Consider the following 17,097-nt stretch of genomic DNA (forward strand, 5'->3'; position numbering starts at 1 on the left):
GGAGGCTGGCGCCCCTTGAAGAGCAGTGCCAATGCGTGAAGAAATGCGCGCCGCATGTTGCGCGCGCAGCCGCCTTTATGCGGAGAAGAATAAAAGCCGCGCCGCGTCAGGCCACGCGGTTCAGCAGCGGCTCGTTGCGCACCCAGCGTCCCAGGTTGTCGAGGAACATGCCGGCCACGCGCGTTTCGTTGCCATCCGAATGGCCGGCGGTATGGGGCGTGACGATCACGTTCGGCAACTCCCACAGCGGGGACGCGGCCGACAGGGGCTCGTGCGCGAACACGTCGAGGTAAGCGCCGGCCAGCGCGCCGCCGCGCAGGGCATCGATGAGCGCCGGCTCGTCGACCACCTCGCCGCGCGCGACGTTCACCACTCGCGCACCTGCAGGCATGGTCGCGAGCGCCTTCGCATCGACGAGGCCGCGCGTGCGCTCGCTGAGCGGGCAGGCCAGCAGCAGCCAGTCGGCCTGCGGCAGCACGGTGTGCAGTTGCTCGTAGCTCACGCTTCGGTGCGCCGGCGCGGCGGCCGGGGCCTCGCTGCCGCGCACGCTGACGATGCGCAGGCCCAGCGCGGCCAGCAATGTGCCCAGGCCCTGGCCGATCGGCCCCCAGCCGACGATGACGGCGGTCTGCCCCGCAAGGTCGCGTGGCAGGCCGCTGCCGATGAGCGGCGACCATGCATGCGCGCGCTGCGCGGCCAGCAACTGCGGAAACTGCCGCGCCAGCATCAGCACGCCGGCCAGCGCCGTCTGCACTACCACGCCGGCATTGGCGCCCGACGAGGTCGTGATTTCCACGCCGCGTGCGCGCAGCTCGCCATACACCGGCCGGTCGGCGCCCGCGGAATGCGCATGCACCCAGCGCAGCGAGGGCGCGCGCCGCAGCGCGTCGTGAAAAGCCTGCGTGTGCGGCAGCAGCTCGTGCTTGGTCGACAGACCCGTGACGTCGCGCGAGAGAAAGGCCAGGTCGGCGTCGTCGCCCGGCTGCACCATCACATGCGTGCGGCGGCCCAGCGCCGCGGCAAGACCGGGCGCGGTCTGCGCGGCGGCTTGCGCGGACATCAGGATCCGCAGGGGGGCGGTGTCGGTCATCGGGGGCTCACTCGGCGGTTGCTCCCGATTCGCGGACGATGGTCTTCCACTTCTCGTACTCCTGGCGCGTGAACCGGCCGAACTGCTCGGGCGTGCCGCCGACCGGGTCGGCGCCCTCGCGGATCATCTGCGCCTCGAGCGAGGGTAGCACCTCGTTCACCGACTTGTTGAGCTGCGCGACCACCGTTGCCGGCGTGCCCTTGGGCGCGAAGAAGCCGAACCACGAGCCCGCCGAGAAATCGGGAAAGCCCTTCTCGGCAACGGTGGGCACGTCGGGCAGCGAGCGCGAGCGCTTGGGGCTGCTCACCGCAATGGCCCGCAGCTTGCCAGCCTTGATGTGCGAGATGACCGATGGAATGGTCGCGAACATGAACTGCATCCGGCCCGCCAGCAGGTCGTTGAGCGCGTTCGCGCCCTTGTAGGGCACGTGCAGCGTGTCGGCGCCCACGCGCTTGCTCAGCATGTAGCTCGACAGGTGCGACGAGGTGCCGACGCCGGTGGAGCCGTAGTTCAGCTTGTTGGGGTTGGCCTTGGCGTAGGCGATGAACTCTTCCAGCGTCTTGGCGGGTACTTCGGGGTTGACCACCAGCACGTTGGGCACGTCGGCGATCTGCACCACCGGCACCAGGTCGGCGAGCGGGTCGTAGGGCAGGCTCTTGTAGAGCGTCTGGTTGACGGCCATGGGGCCGACGGAGTTGACGATGAGCGTGTAGCCGTCGGCCGGCGCGCGCACCACGAACTCGGTGCCGATGTTGCCGCCGCCGCCGGGCTTGTTGTCGATGACGAAGGGCTGCCTGAGTTTTTCCGACATGTGCTGCGTGACGGCGCGCGCGAGGATGTCGGTGGTGCCGCCGGCTGTGAAGGCGACGACCACGCGCACGGGCTTGTTGGGGTAGGCCGTCTGCGCGGTGGCGCACGCGGCGGCGGCCAGCAGCGCGGCGGCGCAGAAGGTGCGGCGCGGGAAGAAGAGGGAAGGCTTGTCTCGTGTCATTGTTTTGTTCTCGTGGGAGTGATCGGGGCAGGTGTCAGTCGCGAAAGCCCGGGTCCATGCGGTCTAGCTTGCGCAGCAGCGCGGGCCATTCCATGAGGCCGTAGGGCCGGCGGGTGCCGGGCTGGTAGTTGTTCCAGGTTTCTTCCAGCACTTCTTGCGGCACCGCCTTGAGCGGCGAATTGCAGGACATGGCGCCGATCTGCGCGCGGCAGGCCAGCTCGAGCCGGTGCATCCAGTTGAAGGCCTCGCCCACGCTGCGGCCCACCACCAGCGCGCCGTGGTTGCGGAAGATCACGGCCTCGCCGTCGCCCAGGTCGGCCAGCAGCGAGGCCTGCTCGGCGGTGTCCAGCACCACGCCCTGGTAGTCGTGGTAGCCGATCTTCAGGAAGCGCATGGCGGTCTGCGTGAGCGGCAGCAGGCCGCATTCGAGCGAGGACACCGCCATCGATGCCCAGCTGTGCGTGTGGATCACGCAGGCCACCTCGGGCCGCGCCGCGTGCACCGCGCTGTGGATCACGTAGCCGGCCTTGTTGATGCCGTAGTCCAGCTCGCCGAAGTCGGGCTTGGAGAGGATGTTGCCGTTCGGGTCGACCTTGATGAGGCAGGAGGCGGTGATCTCCTCGTACATCATCCCGTAGGGGTTGATGAGGAAGGCGCCTTTCTCGCCCGGTACGTGCGAGGAGATGTGGTTGGCCATCATGTCGGACATGCCGTAGAGGTCCACCAGCCGGTAGCAGGCCGCGAGGTCGACGCGGGCCTGCCACTCGGCGTCGGAGCAGCGGCCTTTCATGGACGGAATCTGGAGTACGCCGGGTCGTGTCATGGGGGATGTTTCCTTCGGAGGTGGTTTGTCAGTCGGCGCCCAGCTGCAGGCGGCTGGGCAGGCGCTTTTCGATCGCGAACTTCAGCAAGGCGGCCGAGCGGAAGATGCCGTGCGCGAACTTGCCGTAGGGCAGCGTGAGAAAGAGCGCCATCACCACGCCCAGGTGCACCGCCAGCAGCAGGCCCATGAAACGGGTGTCGCGCCACGCCAGCAGCGCCAGGCCGGTGAGGCTGGTGAGCAGCAGCAGCACGATGAAGCCGCGGTCCATGGGCCGCTGCGCGACGTCGCCATGCGCCGGGTCGCGCCGCAGGTTGAGCCACAGCAGGCCGACGGGGCCGATCACCAGGCCGATGCCACCGGCAGAGCCCAGCAGCACCGGCAGGCTGGTGAGCGCATAGGGCGCATGCAGGCCCAGCAGGTAGTGGTAGAGCGTGGCCACGCAGGTCGCGGCGAAACACAGCATGAAGCCGTAGAAGGTGAAGTGATGGAAGCGCCGGCGCCACAGGCTGAAGCGGTCGTCTTCGTTGTTGCAGCCTTCGCCGTGTCCGCCGCCCAGGTACTTCAGGCGCAGCGCGTCGTGCGCGGCCTCGGCGCCGGCCGCGGCGCGCACGCCGGCCACTGCGCTTGGCGGGTTGTCGACCGCGGGCGAGACCTCGCGCCAGAAGCGCCGCGCCCCCATGCCCAGCGCGAGGACCACGAAAAGCGACACCGCGCCGAACAGCAGCGCAAGAAAGTTGTGCGGAAAGATCGCGTAGAAGTTGCCCGCGAGCGGCGCATGCAGCAGCGAGCCCGACATCGCCACCGCCAGCACCAGGAACAGCGCCAGCCCGCCGGCCAGCGCCAGCGCGACCGCAAGGCCCGCGCGCCGGTAGAGGGCGCCCATCGCGGGCGGCCAGGCGTAGTCGTGGTAAGTCTGCATGCGCACCCGGGCCATGGCTTGCGGCACGTTCACCGCGAACTCGTGCGGCGGCGCGTACTGGCAGGCATGCAGGCAGGCGCCGCAGTTGTGGCAGAGGTTGGCCAGGTAGTGCGTGTCGGCCTTGTCGAACTCGAGCCGGCGCGTCATGGCCGGGAACACGGCGCAGAAGCCTTCGCAGTAGCGGCAGGCATTGCAGATCTGCAGGATGCGCGCGACTTCTTCCTCTCCTGCGGTCAGCGGCAGGGCGGGCGCGATGGGAATCACGCGTGGCGCGGGAGCGCCCTCGGCATCCGCCCGTGCACGCGCAACGAGTTCAGTGAGCTGCTGCAAGCGCGGCCTCCTTGTTGTTCCGCAGGGAAGCCCGCGCGGCCTTCGCTGCCTGCGTGCCGGCAATGCGCCCGAAGGCCGTGCCGATGCTCATGCCGACGCCGGCCGTGTAGCCCTTGCCGAGCACGTTGCCGGCCATCATTTCGCCGGCCACGAAGAGGTTCGGGCTTGGCCGGCCGCCGAAGCGCACGGCAGCCGTCTCGTCCACCTTCAGGCCCAGATAGGTGAAGGTGATGCCGGGGCGCACCGGGTAGGCGTGGAAGGGCGCGGTGTCGATGGGCCGCGCCCAGTGGGTCTTGGCGGGCGCGAGGCCTTCGGTGTGGCAGTCGTCCAGCGCGGTGTGGTCGAAGCGGCCGACGCGGCAGGCGGCGTTGTAGTCTTCCACCGTGCGCACGAAGGTGGACTCGTCCAGGCCGATCTTGCGTGCCAGTTCGCCGAGCGTGCCTGCCTGCGTGCCGGGAAACACCGGCGGCATGAAGCGCCCGACCGCCTTCTGGTCGATGACCGACCACGCAATCTGCCCCGGCTGCTGCGCCACCAGGCGGCCCCAGATGGCATAGCGCTTGGGCCAGAAGTCTTCGCCCTCGTCGTAGAAGCGCGTCGCCTCGCGGTTGACGACCACGCCCAGCGACACGCAGTCGATGCGCGTGCAGATGCCGCCGTCGTACAGCGGCGCGCGCGCGTCGATGGCCACCATGTGCCCCTGCGACGGGTCGCCGATGCTGTCGGCACCCGCGTCGATCATGTGCTTGAGCAGCACGCCCTGGTTGAAGCGCGTGCCGCGGATCAGGAAGTTGTCGGCCGGCCACTCGCCGCTTTCGTTCCGGCCCCAGGCTTCGCGCAGCCACTCGCGGTTCGATTCGAAGCCGCCGGCGGCCAGCACGCAGCTTCTTGCCGCGATGCGTTCGCCGGCCTCGGTGCGCGCGGCCACGAAGCGGCCGCCGTCGAGTTCGACCGAGGCTACCGGCGTGTCGTATCGGATTTGTACGCCGAGCTTTTCGGCGCTGCGGTAATAGGCATTGACCAGCGCCTTGCCGCCGCCCATGAAGAAGGCGTTGGTGCGCGCCACATGCAGTGCGCCCGACAGCGGCGGCTGAAAGTGCACGCCGTGGCCGCGCATCCAGTCGCGGCAGCTTGACGAGGCACGGATCACCAGGCGCGCAAGGTGTTCGTCGGTGAGGCCGCCGGTCACCTTCAGCAGGTCTTGCCAGTATTCCTCTTCAGGGTAGGCCTCGACCAGCACGTCCTGCGGGGCGTCGTGCATGCAGCGCAGGTTGCGCGTGTGCTGCGAGTTGCCGCCGCGCCATGCCTTGGACGAGGCTTCGAGCAGCAGCACCGAGGCGCCGGCCTCGCGTGCCATCAGGGCGGCGCACAGCGCGGCATTGCCGCCACCGACAACCAGTACGTCTATCACTCGTGGGTCTCCTTGGAATACGGGAGACTCTAGGCACGCCGGCCTTCAGACGAAAGGCCGCTTCGGGCAACGGGTGTTCAGTTTTCGAGAAGACTCGCGCCCGTCCAGCTGCCCTCGCGCACCAGGGCGCGCGCCGTGTCGGCCATCACCACGCGCGTGGCCAGCGCGGCCGGCGAAAGCTCGTCGTCCGACAGGCTCACCAGCAGGTTGCGGCGGCCCACGTGCGCATCGGCGATCTGCGTGAGCTGAAGGTCGCCGCGGTCGTGCCGCGCGGTGGCGGCGCCGGGCTGGATGGTGGCGCCGTGGCCGGCGCGCACCGCGTCCATCAGCAGCGCGAGGCCGTCGACCTCGGCCACGATGCGCGGCGCGATGCGCGCCCGCGCGAAGGCGGCCATCAGCGTGGCGCGCAGGCCGTGGCTGCCGCTGGGCAGGATCAGCGGCAGCTCGGCCAGTTGCGACAGCCGCACCTTGGGGCCGGCCGGGCGCTCGGGCAGCGCGGGCGATGCGATCACGAAGAGCTTTTCCGCCAGCAGCGGCGTCACGCTCCAGCGCCTGGGCGTGTCGGTCTGAAACACCACGGCCAGGTCGAGCTGCCGCGCCTGCAGCATGGTGGTGAGATGGCCGGACAAGGCCTCGACCATGTGCAGCCGTACTTCGGGGTAGCGCTCGCGCATCGCGCGCATCAGCGGCACGCCCAGCACCGTGGCGGTGGTGGGCGCCAGGCCCACGCTCACATGGCCCGAGAGCCGCGCCTGCTGGGCGGCGCGCACGGCGTCGTCGGCATGGCGCAGGGTGAGCTGGGCCTGGTGGAGAAAGGCCACGCCGGCGTCGGTAGGCGTCACGCCGGTCGAGCTGCGTTGCAGCAGACGGGTGGCAAGCTCGCCTTCGAGCCGGCTGATCTGCTGGCTCAGCGCCGAGGTGACCACACCCAGTTCGACCGCCGCGCGGCCCATGCTGCGAAGTTCGCAGACCTTGACGAAGTAACGCAGTTGCCGCAGTTCCATCGCCCGATCATCGCGCAGGCCCGGGGTCGTGCGGGTGCGCCAAAAAAATGGCCGCCAACGCCCGTCGCGCAGGCGGTGGCAGCCGTGGAAACCGGTGACCGGCGTGGCTTATTGCTTGTAGCTGTCGTCGATGCGGTCCAGCTTGCGGATCAGCGAAGGCCAGACGAACAGGCCGCCGAGGCCGCCGCTTTGCACCTTCATGGCCTGGCCCACGCCGTCGATGATCTGCGGGTTCACGTGCGTGAGTTCGCTGCCGCCTGACTGCGCCGCGATCTGGATCTGGCAGGTGTTCTCGAAGGTGTACATCGAAAGGAACGCATCGGCAATGGTCTTGCCGCAGGTCAGCAGGCCGTGGTTGCGCAGCATGAGGAAATTCGCGTGGCCCATGTCGGCCTGCAGGCGCGGCTTCTCGTCGTCGCGGAAGGCCACGCCTTCGTAGTCGTGGTAGGCCAGCGAGGCCAGCACGAAGGTCGACTGCTGGCTGATGGGCAGCACGCCGTTCTTCTGCGCGCTCACCGCGATGCCGGCCTTGGTGTGGGTGTGCAGCACGCATTGGATGTCTTCGCGCGCGGCATGCACCGCGCTGTGGATCACGAAGCCCGCCGGGTTCACGGGGTAGGGCGAATCGATGATCTTGTTGCACTGCTGGTCGACCTTGACCAGGCTCGACGCGGTGATCTCGTCGAACATCAGGCCGTAGGGGTTGATCAGGAAGTGGTGCTCGGGGCCGGGCACGCGCGCGCTGATGTGCGTGAACACCAGGTCGCTCCAGCCGTACAGCGCCACCAGGCGGTAGCAGGCGGCGAGGTCGACGCGAAGCTGCCACTCCTCGGCGGAGACCAGCTTCTGGATTTCGGGTTGGGCAAAGGCGTTCATGGGGTGTGTCCTCGGGGTGGGGTCAGGCGGCCGCGGGCTCGGTCAGCGCGGCCTTGTAGATGCTTTGCTTCGGCTGCGCCATCACTCGGCGCAGCATGGGCTCGAATTCGGAGATGGGCAAGGTCTCGGCCTTCGGGTCGAAGGCGGGGTTGTCGTAGAGCGCGCAGAACTCGGCCGTGCGCTCGTAGTGCGGATGGTCCTTGAAGTTGTCGCGCATGTTGCGGTCCAGGCCGATGTGATGGAAGAAGTAGTGGCCCTGGAAAATGCCGTGGTTCTGCACCATCCAGTGGTTGGCTTCGCTCACGAAGGGCTTGAGGATGGCCGCGGCGATGTCGGGGTGGTTGAAGCTGCCCAGCGTGTCGCCGATGTCGTGCAGCAGCGCGCACACCACGTATTCCTCGTCGCGGCCGTCGCGCAGCGCGCGCGTGGCGGTCTGCAGCGAATGGGTGTAGCGGTCGACCGGGAAGCCGCCGTAGTCGCCCTCCAGGATCTGCAGGTGCTTGATCACGCGCGCGGGCAGGCCGCCCGTGAACTGCATGAATTCGCCGCCGATCAGTTGCCAGTCTTCGCGCGTGCTTTCCTGCATGCTCTTGAAACTTGCGCGTGCGTTCATCGTGGGTGTCTCCGTTCTTGGGGTGACGGCCACTGTATGCCCGTGCTTGACGCTGAACTGTCAAGAATTTGACAATGCGGGGTTCTGGTAAACCCCGCCCTCGCGCGGCTCCCCGTCCATGGCCGCTGCCCCCAAAAGCCGACTTTCGCCACCGCACCGCGCGGCGCTGGAAGGCAACCCGTGGTTCACCAGCATTCCGCGCGCGCAGCGCGAGGCGCTCGTGGGCGCGGCCGAACTGCTGCATGTGCGGCGCGGCGCGATGGTGTTCCGCCAGGGCGACACCATCAGCACGGCGGGCGGCGGCTTCTACGGGCTGGTGGCCGGCAGCATCAAGATTTCATCGCTGCGCCAGGACGGGCGCGAAGCCATCCTGGCTGTGCTGGAGCCGGGCAACTGGTTCGGCGAGATCACGCTGATCGACGGCTCGCCGCGCACGCACGACGCCACCGCGCTCGAGGCGCTCGACTTGCTGGTGGTGCCGCCCGAGGCCTTCGTGCAGCTGATGCGCGACGGCGTGTTCGCCAACGCCATCGCCGCGATGCTGGCCGCGCGCGTGCGCATGCTGTACGGACTGGCCGAAGACGCCACGCTGCGCAGCCTGCGCGCCCGCGTGGCGCACCGGCTGCTGGTGCTGGCGCGCGGCGATGCCACGCAGTCGCCGCATACGCGCAGCAACGTGGCGCTGCCGCAGGAGGCGCTGGCGATGATGCTCGGCGTGACGCGCCAGACGCTGTCGAAGGAACTCAATGCGCTGGCGGCCGAGGGCTTGGTGTCGCTGGGCTATGGGCGCATCGAGCTGCTTTCGCTCGATGCGCTGCAGGCGCTGGTGCGCACCGGCTGAGAAGGACGCGTCTTGCGCTGCCAGCCCAGCGCGGCCACCGAAGCCGCGGCCGCCACCACGATCAGCACGGCCACGGCCATCACCGCGAAGAAGGCCTGGTCGAATGCCGCGTGCGCGAGCGACACGAGCTGCGTCGCAACCTGTGCCGGCAGCGTTTCCGCCGCGAGCAATGCGGCGTCGATGCCGTCGCCGGCCGACGCGGGCACCGCCAGGGTGCCCGGAATGCTCATCGCCGCGGTGTAGCTCGACGACAGCACGCTGCCCAGCAGTGCGATGCCGAGCACGCCGCCCAGCTCGTAAGACACCTCTTCGACCGACGCCGCCATGCCCGCGCGCTCCAGCGGCGCGTTGTTCATGATCGCGTTCGACGCCGCCGTCATGGTGGCGCCGACGCCCAGGCCCAGCAGCGCGAGCACGGCCAGCTTCGACAGGCCCGGCGAATCCACGGCCAGTGCCAGCCCGCACATGGCCAGCGCGGTGGTGACGAGGCCCAGCAGGATGATGGGACGCGAACCCGTGCGCGACAGCATCAACCCCGCGATGGGGCCGGCCACGAAGGCGGCCAGCGGAATCGGCAGGATGGCCAGGCCCGCCTGCAGCGGCGTGAGGCCCGCCACCAGCTGCAGCCGCTGGGTGAACACCAGCTCGACACCGACCAGCGCCACCGATGCGACCACCGCCGCGATCACGCCGCCCGAAAAGTACCGGTTGCGGAACAGGCGGAAGTCGATCAACGGCGACGCGCTGCGGCGCTGGCGGCGCACGAACAGCGCCATGGCCGCCACGGACAGCGTGCCTGTTACCACGGCCATGGTGGCCGAGGGCGCGTACTTGGCGAACTCCTTGATCGTCAGCACCAGGCAGACCAGCGCGGCCAGCGCCTGCACCGAGCCGATGAAGTCCCACGGCCTGTCGCTCGTCGCGCGCCGGCCGGGAAGCAGCCACAGGCCCAGCACCATCGCGACCGCCACCACCGGCACGTTGACGAGGAAGACCGAACCCCACCAGAAGTACTCCAGCAGCACGCCGCCGACCACCGGCCCCAGCGCCGCGCCGCCCGAAGCCACCGACGCCCACACGCCGATGGCCACGGCGCGCTCGCGTTCGTCGGTGAAGGTGAGCCGGATGATGGCCAGCGTGGCCGGCATCATCATCGAGGCGCCCAGGCCCAGGACGGCGCGCGCCGCAATGAGCGCGGCCGGGTTCGGCGCATAGGCCGCGCACAGCGAGGCCACGCCGAACACCGCCAGCCCCGCGATGAACATGCGCTTGTAGCCCACGCGGTCTCCCAGCGCGCCCATGCCGAGCAGGAAGCCGGAAACGGCGACGGTGTAGGCGTTGATGATCCAGAGCTTGGCCGAGGCCGACGCGGCCAGGTCATGCGTGAGCCGGGGCAGCGCGGTGTAGAGCACGGTCATGTCGACCACGATCAGCAGCAGTGCCATCGACACGATCAGCAGCGTGATCCATTTCTTCGTGTTGTGCGTCATTGCTCAGCTCCCCAGTTCCTTGAGCATGGTGACGGACACGGGCATGCAGCCGCGCGCCTCGAAGAAGCGGTGTGCGGGCTCGTTGCCGATGCCGCTTTCGAGAAAGAGCCGCTGGATGCCGCGCAGACGCAGCTCGGCGCAGACCCAGTCGAACATCCGGCCGCCCACGCCGGCGCCCTGCCGGGCGGCATCGACGACCAGGTCGTCGAGCGTGGCGAAGGCGCGAGAGGCCACGCGGGCCTCGTCGATGGAGACGCAGGCGACGCCGGCCAGGGCGCTGTCGGCGTGCGCCGTCGCGATCAGCGTGGTCGACGTGGAGGCGGGCTGGGCGAGGGCGTGGCGCACCTGCGCGGCCAGTACTTCGGGCAGGTCGGTGCGCCATTGGCCGATGGCGACGGCGCGCTGCTCCTGCAGCTCGGAATGAGAGATGTAGCGCGGGCTCAGTTGTCCCATGAACAACTCGACGATCGCCCGCTCCTGGGCGGGGTCGTTGCACCACTCGATTCGCAGGGGTGCCATGGGGGTACGGGATATCAGCATCGGCGCATGTTGCGCCATTAAAATGAATGAATAAAGATGAAATCCATCTGAAAAATAGATAGGCCGCCTCCCATGGAATGGACAGTCGACCAGCTTCGCCAATTCGTGACGACCGCCGAGTGCGGCTCGTTCTCCGCGGCCGCGCGCCACCTGGGCAAGGCGCAGTCCGCGGTGAGCACCGCCATCGGGCTGCTGGAGGTCGACTTGGGCGTGGCGCTGTTCGACCGCTCGCGCAGGAACGCGCAGCTATCGGAAGCAGGGCAGGTGCTGCTGCTGGAGGCCCGCGAACTGCTGCGCCAGGCGGAGCAGCTCGACCAGCGGGCGCGCTCGCTGAACGCGGGGAGCGAAGCCGCGCTGTCGCTGGCGCTCGACGAAGCCCTGCCTTACACCGCCATCGCCACGCTGCTGCGCGAGATTTCGGTGAAATTCCCCAGCCTCGAACTCACGCTGCTCAACGGCACCGCCACCGAGGTGGCCGACTACGTGGAGCAGGAGCGCGCGAGCGTGGCCTTTCATTTCGACCGGGGCGCCGTGCGCGCCTGCTTCGACCAGCGGCACATCGGCACCGTGCCGCAGGGCGTGTTCGTCGCGAGCGGCCATCCGCTGGCCGACGGCCGCACCGTGCGGCGCCAGGACCTGGTGCGGCACCGGCAATTGCTGATGCATGCCGACGACGTGCACGAGGTGGCCTACAGCCCCAAGGTGTGGCGATCGGACAGCTTCTACAGCACGGCCGAGATGGTGGCCGACAACCTGGGGTGGGCGGTGCTGCCGCTCAACATCGCGCACTACGAGGGCTTTCGCAAGGCCCTGCAGGAAGTGCCTTGCCCCTCGCTGGCGCTGCCGAGGCTGTCGGTGCGCATGCTGTGGCTGCAGGGCCGTTCGCTGGGCGCGACGGCGCTCTACGTGCAGCAGCGTTTTGCGGAGCTGCTGCTCAGCAGTTCCGAGTGAAAGGTTGCGCGCTGCGCCTCAGCGCAGCACGCGGCCGTCCGAGGAAATGCTGATCAGGTCGATGCTGCGCACGTTGTCGCGCAGGCCCGGCCGCAGGTTGATGCGAAAGCCGCCCACGTCGTAGTCGGTCATGCCGGTCATCACGCGCTGCAGGCTCGCGGTGTTGAATCCCTTGCCCGCGCGGCGCACCGCTTCGCCGGCCGCCTTGGCCGCGATGAAGCCCTCGAGCCCTTCGTACGACGCGGTCTGGTCGGAGTTGTCGACCGCCGCCAGGTACTCCTTGACGATCGGAATGGCCGAGGGCCGGGGCGAGGGCACCACCTGCGAGATGACGATGCCGCCGATGTCCTTGCCCAGCGTGGCGTAAAGCGGGTCGATGCCGACGATCGAGAAGGCCATGAAGTTGCCCGTGTAGCCGCTCTTGCGCAGCTTGCGGATGGCGTTGGCGGTGGTGCCCGAGAGCGACACCAGCACGATGGCCTGCGGCGACTGCTGCTGCACGGTCTTCAGCGCGGCGTCGAGCTTGTCGCCGTTGGCCGGCACCAGCGCGGTCGCCACCAGCGGCGGCAGCTTGAGTTCGGAGGCCGCCTGCTGCACGGCCGCGAGGCCGGCGCGGCCCATGGCGTCGTCGTCGCCCACCAGCGCGATGCGGGTCTGGCCGACGGTGGCGCACTGGCGCACGATCTTCAGCGCCTCGTCGATCATGCCGGGGCGCACATGGAACACATTGGGGTGGTCGGCGCCGCGCAGCGTGTCGGATGCCGCGAAGGGCGCGAACAGCAGGCTGCCCTGCTGGGTGGCCACGTTGGCGCCGGCCTCGCTGCTGGCGGTGCCGACGAAGCCGAACAGCATGTCGGCCTTGTTGGTGGTCAGCAGGGTGCGCGCGTTGGTGGTGGCGCGGGCGGCGTCGTAGCCGTCGTCGAGCTGCAGCAGCTTGAGCTGCAGGCCGGTGGCCGCGTTGCGTTCGTTGAAGTCGCTCACCGCGAGCCGGCTGCCGGCCGCGAAGGCGCTGCCTATTTCACTGGCGCCGCCGGTGAGCGGCACCGACTGGCCCAGCAGCACGACGCGCGCCGCACCGGCCGCTGCTGCTGCCGGGCGTGCGGCTTGCTGCGCCCATGCGGGATGCGCAGCAATGCCCATACCGCCTCCCAGAAGCAATGCACCGTAAGCCTTGCCCAGCCATTCCCTGCGTGATGTGTTCATGTGACACCTTTTTAACGGTAGTAAAAAAGTGTAGCAATTTCAGGGCCAGCGGGGAAGAAAGCCCCGCTCCAGACTTGCCCTTAGGCGGTGCGTTCGAACACCAGGTCCCACACGCCGTGGCCCAGCTTGATGCCGCGGTTCTCGAACTTGGTGAGCGGCCGGTACTCGGGCTTGGGCGCATAGGCCTCGGCCGTGTTGCGCAAGAGGGGCTCGCCCGACAGCACCTCGAGCATCTGCTCGGCATAGGGCTGCCAGTCGGTGGCGCAGTGGATGTAGCCGCCGGGGCGCAGGTGCTGCGCCAGCTTGGTCACGAATTCGGGCTGGATCAGGCGGCGCTTGTTGTGCCGCTTCTTGTGCCACGGGTCGGGAAAGAACACATGCACGCCGGCCAGCGTGCCGGGCTGCAGCATGTGGTCGAGCACGTCGACCGCGTCGTGCGCGCAGATGCGGATGTTCGACAGTTGCTGCTCGCCGATGCGCTTGAGCAGCGCGCCCACGCCGGGCTCGTGCACTTCGCAGCAGAAGAAGTTGGTCTCGGGCAGCACCGTCGCGATGTGCGCGGTGGCCTCGCCCATGCCGAAGCCGATTTCCAGCACGGTGGGGCCGGCGCGGCCGCCGAAGGCCTCCGTCAGGTCGAGCGGCTCGGGCTTGTAGGGCACGAGGTACAGCGGCCCCAGTTCGGAGAAGGCGCGCGCCTGGCCTTCGGTGGTGCGGCCGCCGCGCTTCACGAAGCTCTTGAGGCGGCGGTGCAGCGGATGCGGCTTGTCCGCGTCTTCGTCGGGGGCGGGCGCGTCGTCGCTGCGCGGGAGGTCGTTGGGCACGGTGTCGGGAAGGTTCATTACGGCCGCGAATTGTAGAGAGCGCGCCATTCGGGCACCCAGCCGGCCAGCGCGGCGGCGCAATCCGTGGCCGTGGCGGGCCGCAGGCCGAGAGCGCGCGCCGCGGCACCGAGCGCGGCCAGCGCCGCTTCGGGCGTGCTCGTGTCGATGGCGGTGGCGCCGTTCTGCTTGGAGAGCTTGTCGCCGTCGGCACCGCGCACCAGCGGTGTGTGCAGGTAGCTCGGCGCGGGAAAACCCAGCGCGCGCTGCAGCAGGATCTGGCGCGCGGTGTTGTCGGTGAGGTCTTCGCCGCGCACCACGTCGGTCACGCCCTGTTCGGCGTCGTCGACCACCACGGCCAGCTGATAGGCCCAGGGGCCGTCGGCGCGCCGCAGCACGAAGTCGCCGACCTCGCGGCCGACGTCCTGGCACTGGCGGCCGAGGCGTCGGTCGGTGAAGCAGATTTCGCCGCCCGCGAACTTCTCGGCGGCAAAGCGCCAGGCCCGCGCGGGCTTGCCGTGCAGGCCGTCGCGGCAGGTGCCGGGGTACACCCGCTCGCCGTGCCGCTCATGCCGCAGGCCGAGCCGCGCGAGCGCCTCGTCGATGTCCTTGCGCGAGCAGCCGCAGGGGTAGGCCAACCCGTTCTCTTTGAGCCGGGCCAGCGCGGCTTCGTAGTGCGCCGTGCGCTGCGTTTGCCACACGGGGGGCTCGTCGGGCAGAAGGGCGCAGTCGGCGAGCTGCCGCAGGATGCGCTCGCCCATGCCGGGCAGGCAGCGCTCGGTGTCGGCGTCTTCGATGCGCACCAGCCAGCGCGCCTGCGGCCCGCGGGCGCGCACATCGAGCCAGCTGGCAAGCGCGGCCACCAGCGAGCCCGCGTGCAGCGGGCCGGTGGGCGAGGGCGCGAAGCGGCCGGTCTCCCTCATCTCCCGTTCAGATCACGGCGAGCGCGAGCGACAGGCCCGAGAGGAAGGCGTCTTCCACGCGATGGCCCGTGCACCAGTCGCCGGCCACGCCGATGCGGGCCTTGGTGTCCCACAGGTGCGTCGTGCCCACGGGCACCTGCGTCTGCGCTTCGCTCCAGCACAGGGCCTGGGCGTGCGCGGGCGTGGCGTGGATGCCGGTTATTTCCGCGAAGGCGCGCAGCAGCTTGGCCTCGACGCGCGCGGGCGTGTCGCGCAGGTGTTCCTGCGACCACGCGGCGCTGGCCTGCAGCGTCCAGCGCTCGACCGGCTCGCGGCCGGGCTTGGACGATTCGCGCGCCAGCCATGCCACGCGGTGGTGGGTGCTGCGCGCCGCGTTCCATTGGGGGCCGAGGTGCGACATGGTGGGCTGGTTGGCCTGGGGGTAGGCAATCATCAGCGTCCAGCAGGGCGCGATGCGCACCGGCTCGACCTTGGCGCTCAGCTTGGCCGAGAGCTTGCCGCCGTCCAGCAGCGCCCGTGCGCGCGAGGGCGGCACGGCGAGCAGCACGGCGTCGAAGCCGGAATACACGTGCCGGGAGTCGTCTGCGCCCGCGGTGCGCAATTGCCAGCGCTTGGCGTCGAGCGCATCGGGCTCGATCTGCGTGACCTGCGTGCCGGTGACGAGGCTGTCGCCCAGCGGCTTGGCCCAGTGGGCCACCAGCGCGTCCATGCCGGGCTGTGCCACCCAGTGCGATTCGAGCGAGGGCAGGGCCGCTTCGGCCACGCGGCCGTGGGCATCGAGCACGCGCACGAGGTTGGCGCTCCAGCGCTTGCAGACGCCGGGCGTGCTTTCGAGGGCCAGCGCGAAGCGCGGGTCGCGCACGGTGAAGTACTGGGCGCCGCTGTCGAAGCGGCCGAATGCGGTGTCGACGCTGGCCATGCGGCCGCCGGCCGTGGTCTCGCGCTCGAACAGCGTGACCTTGTGGCCGGCCTGCACCAGCGTTCGGGCACAAGCCACCCCGGCAATGCCGGCGCCGACGACGGCGTAGTGCCGTGACGGGGGCGAAGAGCGCGGGGTGGCCGGGGTTCGGTGGCGGTCGGCGGGTTTTGCAGTTGCGCGAGAGGTCATGACGGACTCTTTTCTTCTGGGTGGGAGGCGGTTGGATGTGTCTGCACTCTACATCGGTCCGGCGGGGGCTTCGCCTGAGGGCACACCCTTAGCGCGGCGGCGCGAATTCCCGGTCATGCTCATCGACCGCGGTGCCGCTCGAGCAATGCACGCCGCGTGCCTTCATGCTCGAACTGCGCGAGCCACCATTCGAGCGCGCGCCCCGGCTTGCCCGCGCGCCATGCGCAATGCAGCGAGCCCAAGGGCGGGCGGCGCTCGGTCTTCAGTTCGACCAGGTGCCCCGCCTCGATGTACGGCCGCGCCATCGGCTCGGGAAGAAAGCCGCCGCCCAGCCCGTGCAGTTGCGCAGCGATCTTGGCCTGCATGCTGGGCACCGTCAGCACGTCCTGTCCGCCGATGAGGTTGACCGTCATCGGCGTGCCGTGGCGCGTGGAATCGGCGGCGGCCACCGCGCGGTGCTCGCGCATGGCTGCGTCGCTGAGCGGCTGCGGCAGGCGCGCCAGCGGATGGTGCGGCGCCACCGCGTACACGAAGCGCAGCTCGCCGATCAGCCGGCTGCGGATGCCCGTGGCGGTGAAGGCGAGGCTCGCCGCGTCGAGCACCGCGCCGATCGCCAGGTCGGCCTCGCCGCTGGTCAGCGCCTCGATGGTGCCCAGCAGCGTTTCGTCGCGCAGCTTGAGGCGCGTGGGCGGCTCGAGCGCGAAGAAGGCGGTGGCCAGGTCGAGCAGCGGGTCGCGCGCGATCACGCTGTCGACCGCGATGGTCAGCATCGGCTCCCAGCCGGTGGCCACGCGCTTGACGCGGTTGGCCACGGCGTCGATTTCATCGAGCAGCCGGTCGGCCTCGCGCAGCAGCTCGGCGCCGGCCTCGGTCAGCCGTGCCTGGCGCGCGCTGCGGTCGAACAGGAGCACGTCGAGCGCGTCCTCGATCTGGCGCACGCGGTAGCTCAGCGCGCTGGGCACCAGGTCCAGGGTGCGCGCGGCGGCGGCAAAGCTGCCGGTGGCGGCCACCGTCTGGAGCATGGCCAGGGCGTCGGGGGTCAGTACGTCTCGGGGGCTGGGCATGGCGGCTCCATCGATCAAATTATTTGAATGGTGCCATCAAAACACGGCGTCTTTCCGAATGGGGTGCGGACCTAAAGTTCTTTACATCCGCTGCGCATCCGG

At 69.6% G+C, this 17,097-nt stretch carries 17 protein-coding genes; 2 read left to right on the forward strand and 15 right to left on the reverse strand.

The features are described from left to right. Positions 1-106: 106 nt before the first annotated feature. The 8 genes from L3V85_RS15930 to L3V85_RS15965 form a co-directional block, all read right to left on the reverse strand. Positions 107-1,090 carry a D-2-hydroxyacid dehydrogenase gene (locus tag L3V85_RS15930; protein ID WP_237680029.1) on the reverse strand — a complete coding sequence of 328 codons (984 nt, stop codon included), beginning with the start codon at positions 1,088-1,090 and terminating at the stop codon, positions 107-109. A gap of 7 nt (positions 1,091-1,097) precedes the next feature. After that, positions 1,098-2,081 carry a Bug family tripartite tricarboxylate transporter substrate binding protein gene (locus L3V85_RS15935; protein ID WP_237680030.1) on the reverse strand — a complete coding sequence of 328 codons (984 nt, stop codon included), beginning with the start codon at positions 2,079-2,081 and terminating at the stop codon, positions 1,098-1,100. Between the two features lie 34 nt (positions 2,082-2,115). Continuing rightward, positions 2,116-2,904, reverse strand: coding sequence for a class II aldolase/adducin family protein (locus L3V85_RS15940; RefSeq protein ID WP_237680031.1), 789 nt, complete (start codon positions 2,902-2,904; stop codon positions 2,116-2,118). A gap of 28 nt (positions 2,905-2,932) precedes the next feature. After that, positions 2,933-4,153, reverse strand: a complete 1,221-nt coding sequence (tcuB, locus tag L3V85_RS15945) for a tricarballylate utilization 4Fe-4S protein TcuB (protein ID WP_237680032.1) — start codon at positions 4,151-4,153, stop codon at positions 2,933-2,935. Further along, entirely contained in the window at positions 4,137-5,564 is a 1,428-nt protein-coding gene (gene tcuA / locus L3V85_RS15950) for an FAD-dependent tricarballylate dehydrogenase TcuA (RefSeq protein WP_237680033.1), read from the reverse strand. Before tcuA ends, tcuB begins: the two co-directional genes overlap by 17 nt. A gap of 77 nt (positions 5,565-5,641) precedes the next feature. After that, complete coding sequence (locus L3V85_RS15955) at positions 5,642-6,568, reverse strand: LysR family transcriptional regulator (protein ID WP_237680034.1); 927 nt, start codon at positions 6,566-6,568, stop codon at positions 5,642-5,644. A gap of 108 nt (positions 6,569-6,676) precedes the next feature. Next, complete coding sequence (locus tag L3V85_RS15960; protein ID WP_237680035.1) at positions 6,677-7,444, reverse strand: class II aldolase/adducin family protein; 768 nt, start codon at positions 7,442-7,444, stop codon at positions 6,677-6,679. Positions 7,445-7,466: 22 nt separating this feature from the next. Further along, a complete protein-coding gene (locus L3V85_RS15965; protein WP_237680036.1) occupies positions 7,467-8,057 on the reverse strand; it encodes an HD domain-containing protein in 591 nt (196 codons plus the stop codon). Positions 8,058-8,175: 118 nt separating this feature from the next. On the opposite strand from L3V85_RS15965, the gene L3V85_RS15970 reads away from it, so the two are divergent. Then, positions 8,176-8,898: a Crp/Fnr family transcriptional regulator gene (locus L3V85_RS15970; protein ID WP_237680037.1), complete on the forward strand. Its 723-nt coding sequence runs from the start codon at positions 8,176-8,178 to the stop codon at positions 8,896-8,898. Here the strand turns inward: L3V85_RS15970 and L3V85_RS15975 are convergent. Both L3V85_RS15975 and L3V85_RS15980 read right to left on the reverse strand, forming a co-directional pair. Next, a complete protein-coding gene (locus L3V85_RS15975; protein WP_237680038.1) occupies positions 8,838-10,388 on the reverse strand; it encodes an MFS transporter in 1,551 nt (516 codons plus the stop codon). The two genes, L3V85_RS15970 and L3V85_RS15975, sit on opposite strands and share 61 nt — an antisense overlap. Before the next feature lie 3 nt (positions 10,389-10,391). Then, on the reverse strand, positions 10,392-10,907 hold the full coding sequence (locus L3V85_RS15980) for a GNAT family N-acetyltransferase (RefSeq protein WP_237680039.1): 516 nt from the start codon (positions 10,905-10,907) through the stop codon (positions 10,392-10,394). Positions 10,908-11,000: 93 nt separating this feature from the next. Here L3V85_RS15980 and L3V85_RS15985 point away from each other — a divergent pair, with 93 nt between their 5' ends. Continuing rightward, positions 11,001-11,879, forward strand: a complete 879-nt coding sequence (locus L3V85_RS15985) for a LysR family transcriptional regulator (protein WP_237680040.1) — start codon at positions 11,001-11,003, stop codon at positions 11,877-11,879. Positions 11,880-11,897: 18 nt separating this feature from the next. Here L3V85_RS15985 and L3V85_RS15990 read toward each other — a convergent pair whose 3' ends face one another. From L3V85_RS15990 to L3V85_RS16010, 5 genes are all read right to left on the reverse strand, one after another. Continuing rightward, positions 11,898-13,082, reverse strand: coding sequence for an ABC transporter substrate-binding protein (locus tag L3V85_RS15990; RefSeq protein ID WP_237680041.1), 1,185 nt, complete (start codon positions 13,080-13,082; stop codon positions 11,898-11,900). Between the two features lie 80 nt (positions 13,083-13,162). Then, a complete protein-coding gene (gene trmB / locus L3V85_RS15995) occupies positions 13,163-13,921 on the reverse strand; it encodes a tRNA (guanosine(46)-N7)-methyltransferase TrmB (protein WP_237680042.1) in 759 nt (252 codons plus the stop codon). Continuing rightward, complete coding sequence (gluQRS, locus tag L3V85_RS16000) at positions 13,921-14,823, reverse strand: tRNA glutamyl-Q(34) synthetase GluQRS (protein WP_237680043.1); 903 nt, start codon at positions 14,821-14,823, stop codon at positions 13,921-13,923. The genes trmB and gluQRS overlap by 1 nt, the downstream gene beginning before the upstream one ends. Before the next feature lie 7 nt (positions 14,824-14,830). Further along, entirely contained in the window at positions 14,831-15,931 is a 1,101-nt protein-coding gene (locus tag L3V85_RS16005) for an NAD(P)/FAD-dependent oxidoreductase (RefSeq protein ID WP_237680044.1), read from the reverse strand. A gap of 119 nt (positions 15,932-16,050) precedes the next feature. Next, complete coding sequence (locus L3V85_RS16010) at positions 16,051-16,995, reverse strand: LysR substrate-binding domain-containing protein (RefSeq protein ID WP_237680045.1); 945 nt, start codon at positions 16,993-16,995, stop codon at positions 16,051-16,053. Positions 16,996-17,097: the final 102 nt, after the last annotated feature.

This window comes from Variovorax paradoxus (genome assembly GCF_022009635.1).
GTDB lineage: Bacteria > Pseudomonadota > Gammaproteobacteria > Burkholderiales > Burkholderiaceae_C > Variovorax.